Raw genomic sequence first — 21,880 nt, 5'->3', positions numbered from 1 at the left:
CGAGACGGCAATCAGCATTACCGAACAACCTGATGGCTTTACAGGTTTCATCAGTCACACGGTTGCCTTCGATTTCGCAAAACCAGTCGAGAAGATCGCTACCTTCACGGACGGAAGGGCAACATTTAATTACCAGCGAACTCGAACAAGTTCTCCGGCAGTTTCTCGGGCCAGTCCCCAGTCAAAACAACGTTTCGGATTCGAGCTTTGGTCGCACGTGAATCGTGAAAGAATCCGAATACCATGCTTCCATCGCGAGTTGTCGGTTGATCTTGGTAAGCCAAGTCGCCGTTCACTTTGATCGTCAATTGATCTCCGTCACGTGAGATTTCGACTTCGTTCCAATCGGATTCTTTCAGTTCGATGCTTCGTTCTGGTGCCCCCGGAACAGAAACTTCATATCCCTTGGGGATGCTCCATGACGAACTGCCGGTACTCATCCAGTGCAGTTTGCATCCGTCTGGTCGCAGCATATAGGCCACACGGTCAATGGTTGGATGAGCTTCGATCTTTCCTTGTTCATAAAAGAACTCGTACCGCAGCGTTTCCCCGTCGCAGAGCGGCCGATGATACTGCAGGCACCGCTGGTCTTGGTGACCGTGTTGATTCAATTGCCCACTGATGATTTCACCGTCTTTGACGGTCCAGCTCAGCTGACTTGCTTGGTCGACCGATGGACGTGAACGGACCGCGCGTGGTTCGCCTGCTGACGGATCTTGCTTGTCCATATTTATGTCTGAAGATGGCAATCTTGATCCATAGTAGACGCCGGTCCAACCACGCATGTTTTGGTTGTTAATCAAATTGACTTCCCGTGGAATCGTTGGTTCGCCAACGATCTTGATGTTGTGAATGGTCAAAGCTTTGTCACCACCACAAGCAAATCCGATAAACGGCATGCTATTGAAGCGTGTCTCTTTGTAGAACAGCTTTCCGTTGCCAAAAAAGCTATTGTGCTGATCGTCACGTACGACTCGACAATCATTCAATTGGTTCTTGTTTAGATCCTTCGTGAAGTGCCTGACCCAGTCACTCGAACCATCGGAATTGACATAGATCGCTTCGGAACTGCCATTGGGCATGTAGTCAATTCCGTCGACAATGACAGACGATTCAGTCCAACCACCATCCTCGCTAGACATTTCGATGCTGAAGTTTCCTTCGAGCGGATACTTCAACCAAAAATAGTCGTAGCCGAACCCAGCCACGTGCGAAACATTGCCTTCACCGTCAGCAACCCAATGGGCAGGCAACTTGCCTTCATAGCGTTCGTGTGAACTGGCCTGCGTCGCGGTCGCCCAGTGAACCAACGCATCAGAGTTTTGCCAATCCGATGAGTCTGCCCAGCCATGTTTCCAGTTGAACTTCGATATCCAAGGGTGCAGGAACCCGCGTCCTTGTGAATGGGTTTGCTGCAGCATTGCATCGGTCACCTGTTTTACAAACGGTTCGAACTGCTTCTTTTGAGCCAGCATCGATGCCAACTGCATCGCGGCCAGCGTTACACGCTGACGTTGACCGTTAAATTCAGGCGTTGCCAATTTAGTTCGCTCGCCGATGCGGTTGATCAATTCGGGGTCGATCTCCATCTCGAAAGCGGCCAACGCGATCGCCAACGCGACATCCGCCCCAGCCCTTTCTTTGGCTTGTGCTTTCGCCAACCGATCCAGCAGATCCTGCCTCATCCCGGTTTCCTGAGCCAACCGGGTCAGGAAGTAGTAATTCGTGACGATCGGCAACTCGGTATCAGCGACCGGTGGGAACGGTGGATAGTGTCCACCGACATCCGCCGGTATCCAATCGGGAAGCGGCTGCCGACGTGCAAGGGTTTGAATCACATTCAAGGCTCCGTCACCGGAAAATGTCCAATCGGCGAGGTCGTGATACGCCACCGCATGGTCACCGGAACCCTGGTAACTTTCCAGCGCCCAACAGCCCACCCAATCCAACGACGTATCCAACCCCGCGTTGAACGCGTCCGATCGCATCGCTAGGAATAGCATTGCCTGCTTCATCATCCCGCGCGGCAGTAGCAATCGAGCGACTTCTTCGAGCTGGTTTGCCCGGCGTCGAAGCTGCGACGAAACATCGGTATAGCGAGCGTTGTAGTGCTCGGTCAGTTCCAGGTAGTCCCGGAGCGCCTGCGAAGCAAGTTTTTCATCCAGGTTGTTATTCAAACAAACCTTGCCAATCGTCAGCGCCAAGTGATCGAAAGGATTGACATTGTCATAACGCTCCGTGGGACGATTAGCGTTGATGAGCGACAAACCTAGTTTCGCCGCATACTCACGAGTTTCGGTTTGTTTAAGCGCGAGTGAAATCACCTGCAGCGGAAGCTCTTTACGAATCGAGTTGATCTCGTCAACACTGACTTTCTGTAAATGCTTCAGTGCCTCGCCTGCGCGCTCGGCACGCAGCAAGACCAACGTCGCCAGCAGCTCAGACGTAATATCGGTGCCTTTGATCTTACTAAGCAGGTTGTCGGTTTTATCGCTCCAGTGAACCCGCTTGGCCAACTGATCAAAAACACTATCGATAACGATGTCGTGTCCGTTTTTAATCGATGTCTCGATGAAAAGCGGTCGTGGATCTTTACCCTCCGGCAAGACCAACCTGACGTATGGCTGGTAAACGTACCGCGTCCACAATTCGGCTTCACGCCAAACCTTGTCTAGTTCTAGCATCCGTCTTGCCAGTCGAATTTCATCGGCATCGACTTGGGCGTTCGGATTTGTCGCGTTGCTGCTCGCACCACTTTGTGCAGAGCCAAATAGATCGCTTAGTGACGACACGCTGCTTTTTAGCGCGTCGAGGGCAGACGATCGTTCGGGGGCTGCGATTGCGGCATCAAAGGCCGCTGCCGAAAGATCAAGCATGGCGTTTTTAGCAGCCGCTTCGGACAAGTCCAGCAGCTTCCACTGATCGACGTTCGGAGTCACCGCTCGTTTCCAGCTTGCTTCGGCTGCTGGTTTGTCACCACGCTTCAAGAATGCTTTTCCGAGTTCTGCCAGGACCGTGCAGTCTTCGTTTGCAGACTGGCCAAGCACGGAATCGAAGGCTTGCATGAGAAGCTGTTGGTCGTTCTGATCCGCTTCTTTTAGCAGCTGTATCGCCAACAGGATGATGTAGTCGCGTCGCTTGCGAACCTCTGATTTGCCGCTTCCGTCTTCAGCGGCCTCGATGGGATTTTGCAACCATTCACCGATTAGCGAGCGAAGTTTCCCTGAATCCCCATTCAGGCTTTTCAGCAGAGCGATCGCCGCGGAAACGGACTGATCGTCGGGACGATTGTCTGCAATTTCCTGAAGCTCTTTTTCGAACGCATCGAGATCACCTTTCGCCTCCGGGTTTTGCACGGCCCGCTCTGTCACGTCCAACCAAATCGACGAGAAACCGTTGCCGGTAAAAGGTTGATCGCCCGTCGAGATTGCGAAATCCACCGCGCCTTTCATCTCGTTTGCCGCATTGACAAACGAACGTGATGCCGCCACACCGCCTTGGTTTAACACATCATCCAGCAGAGACTGCTCTAGCTTTTCAAATTGCTCCTGTTGACGAGCGTTCCCGTATTGGCCGGCTTTTTGAAACAGCGATCGATCGAAATCTCTGGCGAAACGCAATCCATCCGCCGGATACCCCAAACCCGAGAAGAACTCCAAAATGGATTGGGTGCTTTGGATTTTCCGGTAAGCTTCATACTGTGCGTTGCCGTAATTGGCTGAGAGATCATCAAACTTTTCAATTCCTTCCAGCGCGACCGTCCTAGCCTTCTCTTTATTGCCGTTGTCTTTGAGAAAGTTGCAGTAGCGGGCGGGCAACGAATAGCGGAATTCGCTGCTATTCCGATTCGATGTCAACGTCATAGCACGTTGATAAAACTGATCCGCCGTTTCTGCCATCGGTTTAAACGTATCGATGTAGCTTCCAACCAGCCAAATCATGTCATAGGTTGGCGCCGGCTTTGCATCTTCGGCAACAACCGGCTCCAACACTTCTTTGGCTTTTGCAAACTGCTCGTCTGCGACATACAGCAGTCCCAGCCAGACTTTGCCCGAATGCCATTGATCGTTCTCGGCCAATTGCTCTTTAACGATCTTCTCCACAATCGAGCGCATTTCTGGCTGCTTTTCGAGGTGCCGAATGAAGTACGTTGTCACGTTGTTGTGGCGACCATCGGAGTGTGTTGAATAACCCGCGAAAAGTCTTTCGTAACCCTGGTCGGATTTTGAATTACGCACCATTGAGTCGGCCAATTTACGCACCAATTCCTCGCTATCGAGCAATTTGCTGGCGTCGCCCGCAACGTTGCTTAACGCGTTGTTCCAATTCGAACTGCTGTCGTCCGAATCCAGCATGACGGCAAACAGTTCCTTCGCCTTGGGCAACTGACCGTCGACACGCAACATGCGATCGCAGACTTCCGCGACACGATACGGGGTAAATTTCTTGACTCCGACTTCGATCATCAGATCGGCAAGTTCCGGCAATCGCCGTTGGCGTTCAAACGGTTGCAGAATGTCATAAAACTGGTTGCTGAACCGCGACTGATCGCGACGAAGCAATTTCAAATAAGCATCGCAGGCTTCATCCATTTTGCCGGCTTGGGTGAACTGCTTCGCCGTGGCCTCAAGAGCCTGCGCACCGTTGACGCTGTCGAGATCGGCGCTACCCATCAGGGCCAACGCTTTCTGTTTCTGGCCCGCAGCGTCATACATTTCCGTCAGCTCCATTCGAATTCTGGAACTGTTGGGTGCGTTTTCAAAACGCTCTTCCGTTTTCTTGATCAGATCCATCAAGCGACCAGTATTGGCCAGCATTTGCAGCGCACTGGTTCGACGAACTTGTTCGGTCGTCCGATAGTTGCGACTGGTTTGCGTAGGCGTGCTGCGACGGAGCAACTCCATCGCCACCTCGGCGGCTTGTTCGTTCTGTTGCTGGGCATAGAAGAACGACATGATCGATTGCAATTGATCGATACTGCTACCGCTTCGACTGCGCATCCGGCGGACCAAGTCGGTCGCCAAATCTTTCATCCCCAGCCCGCCCATCAGCTTGGCCAGTTCAATTTGTGCTTCGGTATTGAGGCGAACTCCAAATAGCCGACGCGCGGCCAACTTGGCTCGTTCGGCGTTGCCGACAGCGGCACTTAGCTTTGCGGCGGCAAATTCGCGAATGGCCATCGTTTGCCGATCATAAATCGAAATCGATTCGATCGCCGATAGTGCGTCCTCTTTTCGTCCGGCACGCAAATTCAGATCTGCAAGCATCAACTTCAAATCCGAATCCAGCATCGGTATCGAATCGCTGGCAATTCCGCTGGCCTCGCTAAGAACATCAGCGGCCTTGCCCGATTGATCGTCCCATTGCAAGACACACGCCAGCATCATTCGCTGCCAAACCTGGTCGACCGGTTGTTCGACTTCGGACAGCCTGTCTGAGATCCAGGTGAGCCAGGTTGCCGTTAAATCTTTTTCGTCGAGTTGTTCCCAAACATTATGGAATTGCTGAAGCAACGAGTCGTCGGGCCCTAAACCGCGAGGAGGGAAATCGATGGTGACTTGCCGATAGTTTCCATTGACATATTTGTAAGTGCTGCGTGCCCCGCCAACGTTTCCTATCGAAATGTGACGTTGCTGTAAGGGCTGTTCCGCCGTGACCTGAACGACACGGTCAATCAATTGGAACAGACGCTCACGGAAAGTCTCATCTTCAATACCGAGACTTAATCCATCTGTGACGCGTTGCGTGTTACTAAAGCTGGTCAACGCCACCGCATTGACGTTGGCACCGGAGTTGGCATAAGTCACATCTGGCTTTTCTCGAACGACATTGATCACCTTCCATAGCTGATCGTCATTGCCATAGAGTGCTACCTGCGACAAAGCCAATGACAATTCCGGTGGTTGCATCGTCTCCGAAGCTAGGTCCTCCACCAGAGACGTCACGAACGTTTCGGCGTACTGGCTTGACTTCTCTCGTTGACCGGCAATTCGCAATTCAGCGATGTAGAATTCCAACCAATTCCTAGACATCTGGCCGAAAGAGTCCGTGCTAGATTCGGCTTCTGGATTTTCAACCCTTTCTCGCAACCAGTCCAATCGATCTTCGGGCATCGGCTGGACCGTAAATCCGGTCCGTTGGTAATTCCGTGCCCTTGTCATCAACATTGACCCGATGATGTACTCCCCAGATTCCGGATCTTTCTCTTGAAGTAACCAAAGGAGGTCCCAATTGGACGGATCCTGGTAAGAGATCGTATTTGTCTGCGACGCCGCCGACACGATCGCATGGGCAATGTACGCATCCCAGACCTGATCTGCAGTCGCGTCATCAGCCATCGCCTTTTTCTCAAGCTCATTCGCTTCCGCAGCGACATCCTCTCCCTCACGAAGCCGATAGGTTGTCTTGCAGTAAAGGGCCATGATTTTGGCCTGCCCCAAATCCATCGGCGTAGGCAACTGAGAATTACTGGAGTACCCATATCGCTCGTCGACGAGCCGCTGAAGCGAATACAGATTGCTATATCGCACGTAACGGATAGGGGGATTCGGATAGTTTCGCCCTTGAACGGTACGAAACTTTTCGTATGGCTTCCCGCCCTCAGGAAGCGTCGAGTCGGGTAAATCCAATGAGATGATTTGGTCAGCGGTGCTTGCCGACTTTTCCCAGTCTCCGGCTTTCGCCTGCAGCGCCATTAAATTGACAAGCATCTCCCAATTTTTGCTGTCGCTCTGCAAAGCGTTGTTTGCCAGCTTGATTGCCAATTCGAGCTCACTGGTGTTGAGCAATCGATTTAAATTGCGAGTTAGCTGTTTGGAATCCGATGCCGATTCGCTGAGCTTTGTCCAAATGGCTTCGGCTTCAGTTAGTGCTCCCGTATCGAGCAATAGTGACGCGAGCATGGCTTCGTTTTTGCGATCCGGTGACAACCTCGTCAGTTGCCGCTGCAAACTTAACGCTTCGTCGTATTCGCCTGCCTGCTGCGACAAAGTCACAAGACGTTCCAGCAACATCGTGTCACGACCGCTTTCTTGCAGCAGACCTTCGAGTGTTTGAATCGCAAGGCCGACGTCTCCGACTTGAGCATATGCACTAGCGGTTAAATCTGTCGTGCTGCGTCGATCACCTGACTCGCGACCACGGATTTCAAGACGAGTAATCAACTGATCCAAGCGGTTCGACCGTAGGTAGAGGTCGGCCAACTGTTCAACGATCCCACGTTGGACATCGAGATCGTCACTCTCGTCCAACATCTGCCAATACAATTCGATCGCTTGATCGGTTTTAAAATCCTCTGCCAATTGCGTTGCCAACATCCGCTGGGCTTCGATGCTGCGAGGATTCATGCGAACACATCGACGAAGCGAATCCAGACGCAAGTCGATTTTGCCTAACCGAGCACAAAGGTCAGCGTAAAACCGGAACGATTCGACCGATCCGCCAGACGATGCCAGCAGTTCGTCACCGATACTCATCGCTTTGTCTTGTTCGCCAATCTGCAAATAGAGCGACGACAGTTTCTGCAAGTGGCCGCTTCGAAAGCGGCTATCGGTATCAGCCAACAACCGTCGCTTTTGAATCGCTTCTCGAAGCCGCGCCGAATCTTCGTACATCTGAGCCGCAATGACTAACGACTCGACCGAGTCTGGCGTCAGTTCGATGGCCTTTTCGATCGCCTCGGTCGCTTCACGCGGTTGTTGCGATGCGTTGTAGAGAACCGCGAGGCGTCGCCATGCTGTCGAGTCATCGTTATCGGCGTCAACAACGGCAACCAGCTCGGCAATTCGTTCTTCTAACTTTCCAGCCGCTTGATAGGTTTTGACTTCTTCTGCAAAAACTCGCTCGGCATCGTCAAGCGATTCGGCCAATTTTGACGCCGACTGAATTTGCTCAATCGATTCGTCGAACTGCTCGTCTTCACGCAGCCACTGTGCAAACTGAAGTCGTTCGTCAATGGTTGGGTCCAGCTGACAGGCTTCGGACATCACCTTCAAAGCATCATCGAAACGGTCAAATTGCTTGAAGATTTCAGCCAGTCGCACGAGGTTTTTTCGCGTCCGCAGATCGCCTTCGGCAAGCGACTTCCAAACGGTGATCGCTTCATCCTTGCGATCAAGTTTGTGCAAATATTCACCCAAATACTCTTTGTACTGCGGTTCTTGCGGTGCAGAGTCGAGCGCTTTGCGATACTGCTTGAGCGCGAGTTCTTCGAGGCCCGCGTCGCGCAACAGATCCGCCACCTGTGACTGCACAACGGCGTCTTCGCTGCGTAGTTCGGCAAGCCGCATCCAGACGTCAGCGGCGTCCTGTTCACGCTGCTCTTTGTCTTGTTTTTTATCCTGCAGGATGACTTGTCCCCAGCGAACCAGATGGTCGGGGTTGTCCTGATCGATTTCTGATAATTCTTGGTATTGTTCGGCCGCGTCACCGAACCGTTCTGCGGCGACATACGCATCGATCAGTGCCAGGCGTGGTTCTGTTTCAGAGGGCGCACGCTTGATGGCCTTTTCGAACCACTCGATCGCTTCGGGAGTCCGGCCTTGGACCGAAAGGGTTCTGGCGAGTCGCACGATCGCGTCGACATCATCAGGATGTTCGCCGATCCAGTTTTCGTAGTAGCTGGCCAATCCGGCATAGTCCGCACCGCCCAGAAATGCCGATTCGATTCTGCGACGGGCTTCGTTGTGGAGATAGCTTCCCGGACGCAAACGGGCGATCAATGATTCCAGACGTTTGATCGCATCCTCTTTCTGCCCGGAACGGATTTGAAGCTCCGCGGCACGCATCGCATAGACAACTTTCTCATTGTCGGTTCGAGCCGCTTTGGATAAAGCTTCGTAACGCTGCAAAGCCCCTTCGATATCGCCTTCTTCGACCAGGATATGTGCGATCCGTTCTCGCACCCGTTGATCACCAGGGAAGGCTTCTTCAAGTTGTTTCCAAACCTGCAACGCCTCTTCCTGTCGTCCGGCTCGCTGATGAAGCCGTCCGAGTGCACCGGCGATCTTTAAGTACTCTTGCTTCGGCGGATCTTTTTCCAAAGCATCGGCAAACGCTTCGGTGGCCTCATTTTCCTGCCCGACCAACAGCAGGGCTTCGCCAAGGTAGTTCGATGCCAACGGATCTTGTGGAAGCTTGTTCTTTGCGACGGTCAACGCTTTGACCGCTTCGGCGTCCTCGCCACGCTGAAGCTGCAACAGTCCGACAACCATCATGTAGCGTCCGGTCGCTTCGTCATCGGCTTGCTGTGTCGATTCTTTGCTCAGCCGTTCGATCAAGTCGCCGATGTCACCACGCCCGATGTGATAGCTGAAGACGCGATCAAGCGATGTGCCGCGTGTCGGTCTTCGCAGCAGCACTGTCAAAAACCGTTCCGCAGTGATGCGCTCGCGCTGCTGTTCTGGTGATTCTTGTTCTGGCGATTCTTTGGTTGCGTTTGATGAGTCGCTGTTACCTGTTACCGCTTCAGTTCCTTGTCCGGAAACGGGCGCGAGACCTCCGATCATTCCGCTCGCGGTGCAGCATGCCAAAAGTCCTGTGAGCAGCAATCGCTTTGAGCTGACTTGCGATTTGCCGGATTGACTTTTGCTGCTAGACAATTTGTTGTCATGCGATTTGGCAACACGACAAGACAAATCAACACGCCAATCGAACCATGTCGACGACATATGCACAAACTCCAATTCGCGATCACGATCAACTGAGAGAAGAACGAAAGCCAAGTCGCTGGTCAGGCGACTGGCGTTTGCCGCACCCAATTCGGTCCCCGAATTCGTCATGCGACGCCCACTAAACTATCACAGCCAGCCCCCCAGCAGGCAACACTCTAGACAAAAAATCTAAATTCAACGGGATGCAGAAGCGCCTCGTCCAGACGCTTTGAAAGTCGTCAGCGAGTGAAATACGTTGATCCCATCATGAAACCTGGCGACAAAAGCGATCGTGAAACAAGTCATTGTCGCTAAAAAAGACGCGATAAACTCAATACGTCACTTCGAAAACGCGGACGCGTATGCCTTGTTCGTGATCGTCGTCGATCGCTTGACGATGATGGCCATACGGCGAATTCGAAGATATAGTGTCATCATGTCAACGACCGGTTCACCCTCAGAATCGCAATTCGAAAATATCATTGCGGACTACCTCGAACGTGTGGACTCCGGGGAAACTCCGGATCCGGCGTCGTATCTGCTGCGCTATCCAGAGCACTGCGAAGAGCTTCAAAGCTTCTTCCGCAATCACCATTGGCTTGGTGAAGCCCCCGCGCCGCCTCCGGTGTCACTTTGTGGGCAGGAGATCGGCTCCTACAAAATTGATTCCGAAATTGCCCGTGGAGGCATGGGAGTCGTCTATCGGGCTCATCAAAAAGGGCTCGATCGCATGGTCGCGATCAAAGTCATCAGCAATGGTGTCTTGGCGAGTGAAGAAGAACGCCGCCGATTCCGGATCGAAGCCGAAGCGGCAGCCGGACTGGACCACCCAGGGATCATCTCGATTTTTGAAATTGGCAGTTGGAGCGGCCACGAATACTTTTCGATGCCGCTGGTCGATGGTCCGACATTGCAACGCTTTGTTGATGACCAAGCTTGGGATGACCGCACGGTTGCCCGTGTCGTGCGAGATATCGCACAAGCGGTTGACTACGCTCACCGCGCCGGCATCGTCCATCGCGATTTGAAACCGGACAACATTTTAGTCGGTGCAGATCAACGCCCGCTGGTCGCCGACTTCGGGTTGGCAAAATGGCATCGCGAAGGAACGTTGCTGACGCGAACCGGACAGGTGCTTGGCACGCCAAATTACATGAGTCCTGAGCAGGCCGCCGGCAAGTCAGATGCCGATGGTACAAGCGACATCTATTCGTTGGGTGCGATTCTGTATGCGTTGCTCACTGGCGTTCCGCCTCACGAAGGCAACAACCCTGCCGAAGTCCTGCGCAGCGTGCTGCAAGACGAACCGGTGCCGCCGCGACGCTATCGCAGCGATATCGAACGCGACATCGAAAACATTTGCTTAAAAGCTTTGCATCCCGATCCGGCGGGACGATATCGCAGCGCTGGTGAACTTGCCGATGACTTGCAATGTTATCTCAATGGTGAAGCGATCTCTGCGGCGGGAAGCGGACTGATTGAGCGTGTTGCCAGAGAGATCGGACGCGATCAGCACCAAGACCATTTCCAACGTTGGCACGCGGCCTTGGTATTTCTAGGTGTGATCGTCTTCACCGCTCATATCTTGATCTTCGTGCTGCTCCAATCGGGCTTTGATCCGCGCGCTGCCTATTGGATCCCACGGATCACGATGTTCGCATTGATCCTGGGTACGATCTACCGAGCCCGGGACGGATCTCTGTCACCACGGAGCATCGCCGAACGCCCTGTCTGGTCAATTTGGCTGGGCTACTTGAGCTCGCTAGCGGTGATCAATGTCTTGCTGCTGATGGGCGGAATCAAACAAGAGCATCTCTTTCCGCTCGCGTCGGCGCTCAGTGGTTTCGCTTTCGTTGCGATGAGCGGACACATCTGGGGCGGATCGGCGCTTGCCGGATTAGCGTTCTTCGCACTGGCACCACTGATGGCAACTCGTCTATTGGAGCCCTACGCTCCGGTGCTGTTTGGCACCGCCTACCTCGTTTCAATCTTTGCGATCAGCCAGCATTACCGCCGCAGCGGTAAACGCAAACGAGAAATCACCAGCGACGAGGCCGCATCGTAGTCCGCACGGCAACACGCGACTTAGGCGGACTGAGTCTCCAATAGGATGCCTATGTCGGCGGGCAACACCACCATGAATGCCATCACGATCGCCGTTGACTACTGCGGATAGTTGTTTGCAGAGCATCCCAGGCTGCCGCCCAAATCAACGGGGGCCTACGCCACCCCATCGGTGATTCGCGTTTTATCGTTAGGGGGCGTCGTAAAGCAGCCCCTATTGCCGCTATCCTGTAGGACTTCGTCAGGGTCGACCTAGTCCTTATTTCCGGAACATCGATCGCTCCGATCTACGCTGTGGCAACCGTCAGCAGTGTTCTCGGGCACCGGAGAGTCCGATTCCGTTCGAAGGTCGACCGTTCTAAACGTCGATCCCCCGGACGGACAGGGATCACAGATAACGCAGGATGTGATGTGCCCGATCGGCGTTTTATCCCATCGCGTTGGTTAGCTTCGTGGATTTCCAGCAACATTTCGGTAACGAAACTCCTCCCACCGACCACTATGTCTCGATTCTTGAGCATTGGGCCGGTTTACGACCTGATTCGGTGGCGTTCCTATTTACGGACGTCGAGGAATTAGAGGTCAAATTGACGTATGCGCGACTTTGGGAGGAGGTCCGGGCGCTCGCCGGGTACCTGCAAAGTCGCTGTCGGATTCGTCCAGGTGACCGTGTCCTTTTGCTTTACCCCCCCGGGCTGGACTTCATCGTCGGGTTCTTTGCCTGCCACGCCGCCGGTGCGGTCGCGGTCCCCGCGTTCCCGCCGCGAAAAAACCGCAAGGCATCGCGAATCCGCTCGATCGTCGTCGACGCGGGCGCAAAGTGGGCTCTGACCACAAATCAGCAAGCCGAGCAAATCCGCGGCAACGACCATCACCGAGATTTGATGGGCGTCCAGATCCTGGGTACAGACGACGCGGAATGTCGAGATGTCGGTTCCTATCGCCGACCCGCGATCGATGGCGACACTCTTGCGGTGATGCAGTACACCTCAGGCTCGACCGGTTCGCCCAAAGGCGTGATGCTGACCCAGCGCAACCTGGTATCCAATGCCAAACTGATCTGGCATGCGTTTGAACCGGCACCAAAGTCCGTTGGCGTTTCGTGGTTGCCAACCTACCACGACATGGGCCTTGTCGGTGGCATCCTGGTGCCGATCTTCATCGGCTGTGACAACATTCTGATGAGCCCGATGACGTTCTTGCAACGTCCGACACGATGGCTGCGCGCGATCTCGAAGTACGGCGGAACGATCACCGGTGGGCCTAACTTCGCCTACCAACTTTGCGTTGACAAGATTTCCGAAAGCGAAATGGAAGGGCTGGATCTCAGCACGCTGCAAATCGCATTCAACGGTGCCGAACCGATTCGCGCCGCCACTCTCGATGCGTTCCGCAAGAAATTCGAGCCCTACGGATTCAACCCATCGGCAAGCCTGCCGTGCTACGGCATGGCGGAAACGACATTGATCGTCACCGGTGGACCTAGCGATCCACGACCGATTGTCAAATCCTTTGACCGCAGCGAACTGGACACCAAACGTGTCGTTCCTGTGAAAGAAAACGATCCGGCGGCGCGCAAGCTGGTCGGCTGCGGTGCCGTGTTGCCATCCGAAACGGTCCTAATCGTTGATCCGGATTCGCTGCAGAAACTGCCGCCTGATTCGATCGGTGAAATCTGGGTCAGCAGCCCTTCGGTCGGCGCCGGATACTACGGACGTAAAGAAGCGACCGAGCGGACCTTCAAAGCCAAAACGGCGGACGGCGACGGCCCCTACCTACGGACCGGTGACTTGGGCTTCTTGTTCGACGGGCAACTGTATATCTCTGGACGCCTGAAAGACATGATCGTGGTCCGCGGTGTCAATCGATACCCGCAGGATATCGAGGAGACCGTTGAACGCGCCAGCGATGTGGTTCAAGCCGGCGCGGTTGCTGCCTTTGCGATGGACCAAGAAGGTCGCGAACAACTGGCGATCGTTGCCGAAGTCTCGCGTGCTCGAGATGTCGATTGGGATTCGCAAATCCAAGCGATCCGCCGTGCTGTCACAGACGAACATGAACTGCCGCCTGACGCAGTCTACCTGGTTCGCAGTAGCAGTGTGCCCAAAACGAGCAGCGGCAAAATTCAGCGACACGCTTGCTTGCACGCTGTCCGTGACAACGAGTTAAAGCTGATCGCCAAGTGGGTCCGCTGGGAAGAATCCGGTACGGGAACGGTCGTTTCCTCGGATGCTCGGCCGATGATGCAAGCCGCCTCGGCAGCGTCGTCTTCGATCACCGAAGCCGACGTCAATCCGTTGATCGTTCAGGCGATCCAATACCACGTTCGCTCGGTCGCAGGTGAACGAGCCAAACAGTTGTCCTTGGAAACCAACATCGTGTTGGACTTGGGGCTCGATAGCTTGGAACGGCTAGAAATCGCCCGGAACCTGGAACGCACCTTCGGTGGTCGCTTTCCAGAACAGGTGCTCGACGAAATCGAAACGATCGGCGAGACCGCGATGGCGATCAGTCGATACTTGCCAGCCGGTGCCGATGCTCGCGCCGAAGCCATGCTTTCGGGCAATTCCAACGGTGCTGTCCAGCCAACACGTGCAGCGGCAAGTGCATCGATCGCGCCGCAAGTTCCAGCTTCGGTTGAACCCGAAGACAGCGTCGAACAGTTCGCCGAGTATCGCCGATTGAAAGCGACGATGGAACAGATGCGAATGACGGGTGTTCCCAACCCATACTTCACCGTACACGACGGCATCGCGGCCGACACCACGGTGGTCGGTGGCAAAGAACTGATCAGCTTCGCGACGTACAACTACCTTGGCATGAGCGGGCACCCCGACGTGTCGGCGGCAGCCGCTGACGCGGTTAAGAAGTACGGCACCAGTGTTTCGGCTAGCCGTTTGGTGTCCGGCGAAAAACCGATCCACCGTCAGCTGGAAGACACGATTGCCAAGTTCGTCGGCGTTGACGATTCGATCTTGATGGTCGGTGGTCACGCCACCAATGAAACCACGATTGGTCACCTCGTCGGCGAAGGCGATTTGATCCTGCACGATTCGCTGTCTCACAACAGTATCGTCCAAGGTGCCTTGCTGTCGGGTGCGCGACGTCGCCCGTTCCCACACAACGATTTCGCCGCACTGGATCGAACGCTGCAGGAACTACGTTCACAGTATCGGCGTGTGCTGGTCGTGATCGAAGGCGTCTACAGTATGGACGGCGACTTCAGCAATCTGCCCGAGTTCATCAAGGTCAAGAAAAAGCATCGCTGCATGCTGATGGTCGACGAAGCGCATAGCTTTGGAACGATGGGCCAAACCGGACACGGCATGGCCGAGTACTGGGACTGCGACGCACGTGATGTTGATATTTGGATGGGAACGCTATCCAAATCGGCGGCGTCCTGTGGCGGCTACATCGCCGGCAGCAAAGCTCTTGTCGAATACTTGCGTTACACCGCGCCGGGATTCGTTTTCAGCGTCGGCATGCCTCCTGCGCAAGTCGCCGCGGCACTCGCGGCGTTGCAGATCGTCGAAAAAGAACCCGAGCGTGTTGAGCGACTGCGTAAAAACAGCGAACTGTTTTTAAGCCTTTGCAAAGAAGCGGGACTGGATACCGGGGTCAGCGAGAAAACGCCTGTCGTTCCCGTTATCACGGGCAACTCACTTGTCGCACTACGACTAAGCAACCGCTTGAAAGGGGATGGGATCAACGTTCAACCGATCCTTTACCCAGCGGTCGAAGAATCCGCCGCCCGACTACGGTTCTTTATTACCAGCGAGCACAACGAAGATCAGATTCGGACCACGGTCGCCCGCACGGCAAGTCACCTTGCCGATCTGGGCTACGCCGCAAAGGCAACCGTCTAAGCCTTCGCTCGCGAAACAAAGTTTTAGGCGGACGTTTACCGCGTCACGCCTGACCTAGCAGGACGACTTCTTAGCGGCCGTCCATGTTTTGCCTGACGCAATCGTTCGCTTAAGTTGTGTATTCGCTGTTGAAGCGAACGTATTCACACGTCAAGTCGCTCGCCCATCGCGTGGATGTGCCTTCGCCGGTTCCAACAACAAGCTCGACTTCAACTTCGGGGTTGGCTTTCATCGTCTTACTAAGCGTCGATGCGTCGTAAGTGAGCGGAGTACCGTTTTCAAAGATGGTCGTTCCGCAGATCTTTAACGTGGTGCTTTCCGGTTGAATCTTAAACGGTGTGTAGCCTGCAGCCGAGACAATCCGCCCCCAGTTGGGATCACCACCGGTGATCGCAGTTTTGACCAAGGGGCTTTCGCCGATGGCTTTAGCGATGCCGTTGGCATCGGCATCCGACAACGCGCCGCTTACAGTGATCTTCATCACGTGCTTAGCCCCTTCGCCATCAGCGACCAATTCACGGGCGAGGTCAATGCAGACTTCGTTTAGCGCCTCGGCAAATGCCGATAGGTTTTGATCGGTGATTGTCACGCCGCTTTTACCGCTGGCAAGCGCTAACACCGTATCGTTGGTGCTCGTGTGGCCATCCACGCTGACTTGGTTGAAACTCAGCTCGGTCGCATCGACCAATAATTGACGCAGTGTTTCTGGAGCGACATCGGCATCCGTCATCACGACTCCCAACATTGTCGCCATATTGGGTGCGATCATCCCCGCGCCTTTTGCCATCGCAGCGATCCGTACCTCTTGGCCGTCAATGGATAGACAGCGGTGCTTGGTCTTCGGACCTTTGTCGGTTGTTAAAATCGCGGCTGCGGCCGAACCGAAGTCATCGATTCCGCTTCCCAGCTTCTTGGTGACCGATTCAACTCCCGCTTTAATTCGCTCCATCGGCAATAGCTTGCCAATGATTCCGGTGCTCATCACGAGTACGTTTTCGGCGTCGAAATCAAAGTGGGATGCGACCAAGCGACACATTTCGGCGGCGTCCGTCTGACCTTGTTCGCCGGTGCATGCGTTCGCGTTGCCGCTGTTGGTGATCACAGCTCGGATCGTTGATGATGGCGTTCGCTTTTTACAAAGAAGCACCGGTGCGGCAACGATCTGATTCTTGGTATAGACGCCGGCCCCCTGGACGGGCGAATCCGTCACGATCAATGAAAGGTCCGGACGACCACTTGCTTTAATCCCGCATGCCACTCCGCCGAATCGGAAACCGCGTGGAAGTAAATTGTCGGACATTAAAACAGAGACCTTGAAGATAGGGTGAAGCAAGTAGATCGAATGATTCGACAACGCGCTGGCACGCAGTTTTGTGACAGCAGGACTTATTTTTTGCGGACGTCAATTTCCGCGGGGATTCATAGCAACCAACACGGTCAACGGTAAATACTTCGATATCGTGCGACCGCCTGGGCGGACTACGGCACCGTCGATCCAGATTGCCGTATTAGACTTGGCCATCACTCGCAAAATCGAATCTCGGGTAATTGGCCCCAATCTCTGTTTGCTCGATTGCCAAGTCTGGGGATTTTACGGTTTGACTTTGGTTCACAATAGATGTGGACCGAATCGCTATCTTGGTGACCGGATTTCCGATAAAAAATCCGCAATTGAACCGTCGCTTTATATCCCTGGCCACTGATGAACGCCTTGAACTTGGCAACCACTTCACGCGATCCGAATTCGCCCGCAGTTGGATCTCCGGTCGTTGCCTGCGACGGACTGTCAAAGCAATATGGCAGCTTTCAGGCCCTGGAGGATTGCAGCCTAACAGTCCACGAAGGCGATGTCTTCGGGCTACTGGGCCCAAACGGAGCAGGGAAGACCACTCTGATCCGATCATTGCTAGGCTACCTTCAACGAACGTCCGGGTCCGTCCGCGTTTGCGGCGTCGATCCGCAAACCGATTCGGTCGAAGTCCGGCGACGGGTTTCCTATCTGCCAGGTGATGCACGGTTGCCGCGACACTTGCGAGGCGAAGGTGTATTGCGATTTTTCGCCGACATCCATCCGCTCGGTGATTACCAAAGGAGCCGCGATATTGCGGACGACCTGGAACTCGACACGCGACGCCATGTCGGCATGATGTCGACCGGCATGCGACAAAAGTTAGCGCTCGCGGTCGTCTTGGCTCCGCCGACACCTCTGCTCATCCTGGACGAACCGACAGCGAACCTTGATCCGTCAGTGCGGGCTACCGTTTTGCGATACGTCATGGACGCCCATCAAGCGGGACGCACCGTGATGTTCTCATCGCACGTGCTGAGTGAAATTGAAGAAACCTGCAACCGTGTGGCCTTTCTACGTCGCGGACGTTTGGCACGTGAACTGGTGATGTCCGAACTTTTTCAGCGTCACCGTATTTGGGGCGACTTTCCTTCGCCACTAAATAAAGATCAAGCACAGCACCTCGTTCCGGACCACTTCCGCAATGACGTTTCAGTCGAGGTGATTTCTACCTGCGAAGCATCTACATCGACGGCCATTCGGATCGACACTTCGGGCGACCTGGCACCACTACTTGATTGGATTAACTCATTGAATCTGTCCCGCCTGCGTATCGAACCTTTAGGGCTCCGGTCGATCTACGATTCGGTTCATCACCAATCGACCGATGACCCTCGTGTCACCGTCGCATCAACGGAAGGGGCGGAGTGATGGACTCGACACTCGTTCGTAGCTACATCAAGCAGGCAGCCCTGCTATTTCTATCACTTGCATTTGCGATGTTCGCGTTCGCCTGGGTGCGCGTGTGGGTGGTCAGTCTTTTGGACATGGGACAGTTTCAGACGATCCTTGAACAGTTCCGTGACTTTGAAAAGTTCGCGCCAATCAGCTTTGATTCGTTGTTTACTTATCAAGGCCGTGTCGGGATGACCTTTGACGAACCCGTGATCATCATCTGCGTTGTGATCTGGTGCATCTCGCGCGGCAGCGACGTTGTCAGTGGCGAACTCGGTCGTGGGACCATGGAAATGCTTTTAGCGCAGCCGATTCGCCGCACCACATTGTTATGGTCGCATGCCATGGTGGCGGTCAGTGGCCTCGCATTGTTGTGTCTTGTCGTTTGGGGAGGGATCGCCGTTGGGGTACAGCTGACCACGGTCAAGGAAACGCAGCCAAAACCGGTCGTCCAGGTTCCGATTTTCGGCTGGGAAGTTCCCATGCAACTCGGTGAACCGATTAAAGAATCGTTTCCACTTCACGAACGGATCGATACGTTCGTCTACGCTTCGGCAACTTTCAACCTGTTCGCATTTGGATTCTTTTTGTTGGGACTTTCGTCCCTGCTTAGCTGCCGCGATCGTTATCGTTGGCGAACGATCGGCTTGGTCATGGGCATCTACGTTTTGCAAGCGGTCATGTTCGGGTTGGGCAAAGCAACCGAGTCGTTGCAGTGGTTGCTGAATCTGACATTCTTTAGCTGCTATAAGCCACAAAAGTTGGTCAGCATGATCAATGATGGAGGCTTCGCGGCGCCGTGGAGTTTGATAACCAAGATGCCCGATGCCAGCCTGCCGCCGCTAGCGTACCCGCTATTGCTGATCGGGTTGGGGTTATTGTTTTACGGGCTTGCCGCAAGAACGTTTGCAAAGCGAGATTTGCCAGCGCCGGTTTGACAGAGCCCACCTGAGCGTGATCCCGCTAGCGACGGTTTCTTGTTCTCGTGCGAGGCTCCCGCCTCGCATGCGTTGTCCCGCAGGCTTTGCCTGCCCATTGGTTCGCGGCTCACTCAACCGCGGCTAGCGCCTTTGCGGCTCATCAACACCATCCACCTGAACCGTGATCGCGCTAGCGACGGTTAAGTGAAGCGTAGGATATTACCACCATCAACCGCGGCTAGCGCCGTTGCGGCTCATAACCACTCGAAAAACATATCGGCGCAATTTAAACGACAAACGCGACTTGGACTTTCGCCGCTGCTAGACTAACTGAATGAGCACCACTCCCCAATCGACGACATCGGCGGAACCATCCGGCCTGTTTAAATTGCTTGCCGCCACGGCGGCGGTGCTGCTGGTCGGAATCGTCTTCGGTGCTTCGCTCTGGATTCTGACGGCAATCGTTGCCGCATCGGTGATTTTGCTGAACCAATACCTCGCCAAAACCTGGGCCACCGCAACGATCGCCAAGCGAACCAGCGGCAACCAAGAACTTCATGTCGGCGAACGATTCGATGTAAATCTGGTCGTCCAGAACACCTCGCGAGTTCCCGTGCTGTGGCTATTGGTCGAAGACTTGGTCCCGCATTGGGCAACGATTCACGACCCTCCCACCCTGGCCATCGAAGGCGATCGACTTCGTGTCATGTTGCTGTGGCCAGGCCAAACCAAAACACTCGATTATCAGGTCCGCTGCAATCGACGGGGCTACTTTCAGATCGGCCCGACCGTTCTGGAAACGGGCGACGTGATGGGACTTTACCGCCGCTACCGCGTCGGGACGGAGCCGCAATACGTCACCGTGCTTCCCAAGATCATCCCGCTGGAAGGCTACGATATCGCCTCGCCTCGTCCGATGGGCGAAATTCGTATGCGAGACAACGTATTCGAAGACCCCACACGCCTGCGTGGAATTCGGCAATGGCAACCGGGTGATCCGATGCGTCGTGTTCACTGGTCTGCGACGGCAAGGACAGGAATCTTGCATAGCAAGGTCTATGAACCGACCTCGATCGCGGGTGCTACCGTTGTGATCGACCTTCATGTCGATACCAATCCGACTTGCAACGAACCAGTTCGCACAGACTTGGCAATCACTGCCGCAGGATCGATCGCGAGCACCTTGATGGAACAGTCACAACCCTTCGCGATGGTGACCAACGGTCGTGACGCAGCGGACCGAATTCGAATGGATGGTTGGCGAGGAGATCACCGCGTCCGAGAACAAGCCAAACTGTCGGCGCAGATGACAAACAAGAATGATCGACTTCGCCCGGTCGTGATCGACGCCGGAAAAGGACCCGCCCATTTCAAGAAACTGCGAACTCAGCTGGCTCGGCTAGAACGCAGCGACGGCATGTCACTTGCCCAACTGTTAATCGAAGCCGAATCCCGAATCAGCAGCGAGACAACGCTGATCGCGATCTTTCAAAAGGCGACCCCAGAAACGATCGCCATGTTGGTTGGCTTTGCCAGACGCGGCAAAGCTGTTGCCGCAGTCATCAACACGCTTGATACCAATGAATACGGTCAAGCGGCCGGACCATTGATCGCGGCCAACATCCCGACCATGCATTTGGCCGACGAGCGTTCGATTCGCGACGTTTGCCGCGCGTCGGCCAGTTCACTTCGGGCTGTCTGATAGATAAGTGCACGCTAACGGCCGCCTTGTTTTGGCCGCTTTGACGAAAGCCCTGACCTACTTCTCAAACCACTTGCGAATGATATGCAGCGTGGTCGCCCGGCCAGCTCGTGCGATTGACGTGGTCAAAGGGATTTCCTTCGGGCAAACGGCAACACAGTTTTGTGCGTTACCACAAGCCTGAATACCACCGGGCTCAGTCAACGCGTCCAGGCGTTCACCGGCCAACGCTTTGCCGGTCGGGTGGTTGTTGAACAGCATCGCTTGCGAGATCGCGTGAGGGCCGACGAAAGCTTTGTCGAACGCTTCGTTTTTACGAGCTTCGAACGCTTCGTCGCTTTCGCCGCTTTGCTGTTGTAGTTCGATCTTCGTGTATTGCGGACAAGCTTCGACGCAACAACCGCAACTCATGCACTGGCTGAGCGGATAGTTGCGTTCTTGCATCTCACGCAACTGTCGTTCGCCGGCACCCATGTCGTAGTAGCTGTCGACAGGCACCCAGCCTTTGACCCGTTTTAGTCCACGGAATAGACGCGAACGGTCGACCATCAAATCCCGGATCACGGGGAATTTTGACATCGGTTCGAGAACCAGCTCGTCAGGATTGTCTTGCATCAGTCGGTCAACCAATGCACTACAACTTTGACGAACTCGGCCGTTGATCACCATCGTGCAGGCGCCACAGACTTCTTCCAAGCACCCGCAGTCCCAACAGACAGGCAGTGACTTGTTGCCATCGGCGTCTTTTCCAAGAGCCGCGATCCTTTGCAGAACCGAAATGACGTTCAGCTCAGGCTCGTACTTGATCTTGAAAAGTTGCCAGTACGGTTCTTTACCAGGACCGTCTTGTCGCTTGACACGAACGTTGATGAACTCAGGGCGTTTCGCATGCTCGTCGAAAGCAATCATGGAGTCAGCCTATTTAGAACCTGAAG

General features: G+C 54.5%; 8 protein-coding genes. 5 read left to right on the top strand and 3 right to left on the bottom strand.

Features of this window, described 5'->3' with window-relative positions; genetic code table 11:
* Nucleotides 1-125: 125 nt before the first annotated feature.
* Nucleotides 126-9,779, bottom strand: a complete 9,654-nt coding sequence (locus tag LOC67_RS20455; RefSeq protein ID WP_230264656.1) for a DUF1583 domain-containing protein — start codon at nt 9,777-9,779, stop codon at nt 126-128.
* A 163-nt stretch (nt 9,780-9,942) separates the two neighbouring features.
* Here LOC67_RS20455 and LOC67_RS20450 point away from each other — a divergent pair, with 163 nt between their 5' ends.
* Both LOC67_RS20450 and LOC67_RS20445 read left to right on the top strand, forming a co-directional pair.
* Nucleotides 9,943-11,715, top strand: coding sequence for a serine/threonine protein kinase (locus LOC67_RS20450; protein WP_230264655.1), 1,773 nt, complete (start codon nt 9,943-9,945; stop codon nt 11,713-11,715).
* A gap of 451 nt (nt 11,716-12,166) precedes the next feature.
* Nucleotides 12,167-15,580, top strand: coding sequence for an aminotransferase class I/II-fold pyridoxal phosphate-dependent enzyme (locus LOC67_RS20445; RefSeq protein ID WP_230264654.1), 3,414 nt, complete (start codon nt 12,167-12,169; stop codon nt 15,578-15,580).
* Between the two features lie 109 nt (nt 15,581-15,689).
* Here the strand turns inward: LOC67_RS20445 and argJ are convergent, their stop codons facing one another.
* A complete protein-coding gene (gene argJ / locus LOC67_RS20440; protein ID WP_230264653.1) occupies nt 15,690-16,880 on the bottom strand; it encodes a bifunctional glutamate N-acetyltransferase/amino-acid acetyltransferase ArgJ in 1,191 nt (396 codons plus the stop codon).
* Between the two features lie 402 nt (nt 16,881-17,282).
* On the opposite strand from argJ, the gene LOC67_RS20435 reads away from it, so the two are divergent.
* The 3 genes from LOC67_RS20435 (at nt 17,283) to LOC67_RS20425 (ending at nt 20,945) form a co-directional block, all read left to right on the top strand.
* Nucleotides 17,283-18,299, top strand: a complete 1,017-nt coding sequence (locus tag LOC67_RS20435) for an ABC transporter ATP-binding protein (protein ID WP_230264652.1) — start codon at nt 17,283-17,285, stop codon at nt 18,297-18,299.
* The gene (locus LOC67_RS20430; protein WP_230264651.1) at nt 18,299-19,261 is read left to right on the top strand and encodes an ABC transporter permease subunit; all 963 of its coding nucleotides are present in this window, start codon (nt 18,299-18,301) and stop codon (nt 19,259-19,261) included. The genes LOC67_RS20435 and LOC67_RS20430 overlap by 1 nt, the downstream gene beginning before the upstream one ends.
* A 316-nt stretch (nt 19,262-19,577) precedes the next feature.
* Nucleotides 19,578-20,945, top strand: coding sequence for a DUF58 domain-containing protein (locus LOC67_RS20425; RefSeq protein ID WP_230264650.1), 1,368 nt, complete (start codon nt 19,578-19,580; stop codon nt 20,943-20,945).
* Between the two features lie 57 nt (nt 20,946-21,002).
* Here the strand turns inward: LOC67_RS20425 and sdhB are convergent, their stop codons facing one another.
* Complete coding sequence (sdhB, locus tag LOC67_RS20420; RefSeq protein WP_230264649.1) at nt 21,003-21,854, bottom strand: succinate dehydrogenase iron-sulfur subunit; 852 nt, start codon at nt 21,852-21,854, stop codon at nt 21,003-21,005.
* Nucleotides 21,855-21,880: the final 26 nt, after the last annotated feature.

Origin of the sequence: Stieleria sp. JC731, assembly GCF_020966635.1 — a bacterium.
Taxonomy (GTDB): Bacteria; Planctomycetota; Planctomycetia; order Pirellulales; family Pirellulaceae; genus Stieleria.
Note: the sequence above shows the minus strand (reverse complement) of the source record. Positions and strands in the feature narration are given on the sequence as shown.

Excerpts from the sequence above, each read along its gene's own strand:
- LOC67_RS20455 (WP_230264656.1), bottom strand. The coding sequence starts at position 9,779 with ATGACGAATTCGGGGACCGAATTGGGTGCGGCAAACGCCAGTCGCCTG.
- argJ (WP_230264653.1), bottom strand. The coding sequence starts at position 16,880 with ATGTCCGACAATTTACTTCCACGCGGTTTCCGATTCGGCGGAGTGGCA.
- LOC67_RS20435 (WP_230264652.1), top strand. The coding sequence starts at position 17,283 with ATGAACGCCTTGAACTTGGCAACCACTTCACGCGATCCGAATTCGCCC.
- LOC67_RS20430 (WP_230264651.1), top strand. The coding sequence starts at position 18,299 with ATGGACTCGACACTCGTTCGTAGCTACATCAAGCAGGCAGCCCTGCTA.
- LOC67_RS20425 (WP_230264650.1), top strand. The coding sequence starts at position 19,578 with ATGAGCACCACTCCCCAATCGACGACATCGGCGGAACCATCCGGCCTG.
- sdhB (WP_230264649.1), bottom strand. The coding sequence starts at position 21,854 with ATGATTGCTTTCGACGAGCATGCGAAACGCCCTGAGTTCATCAACGTT.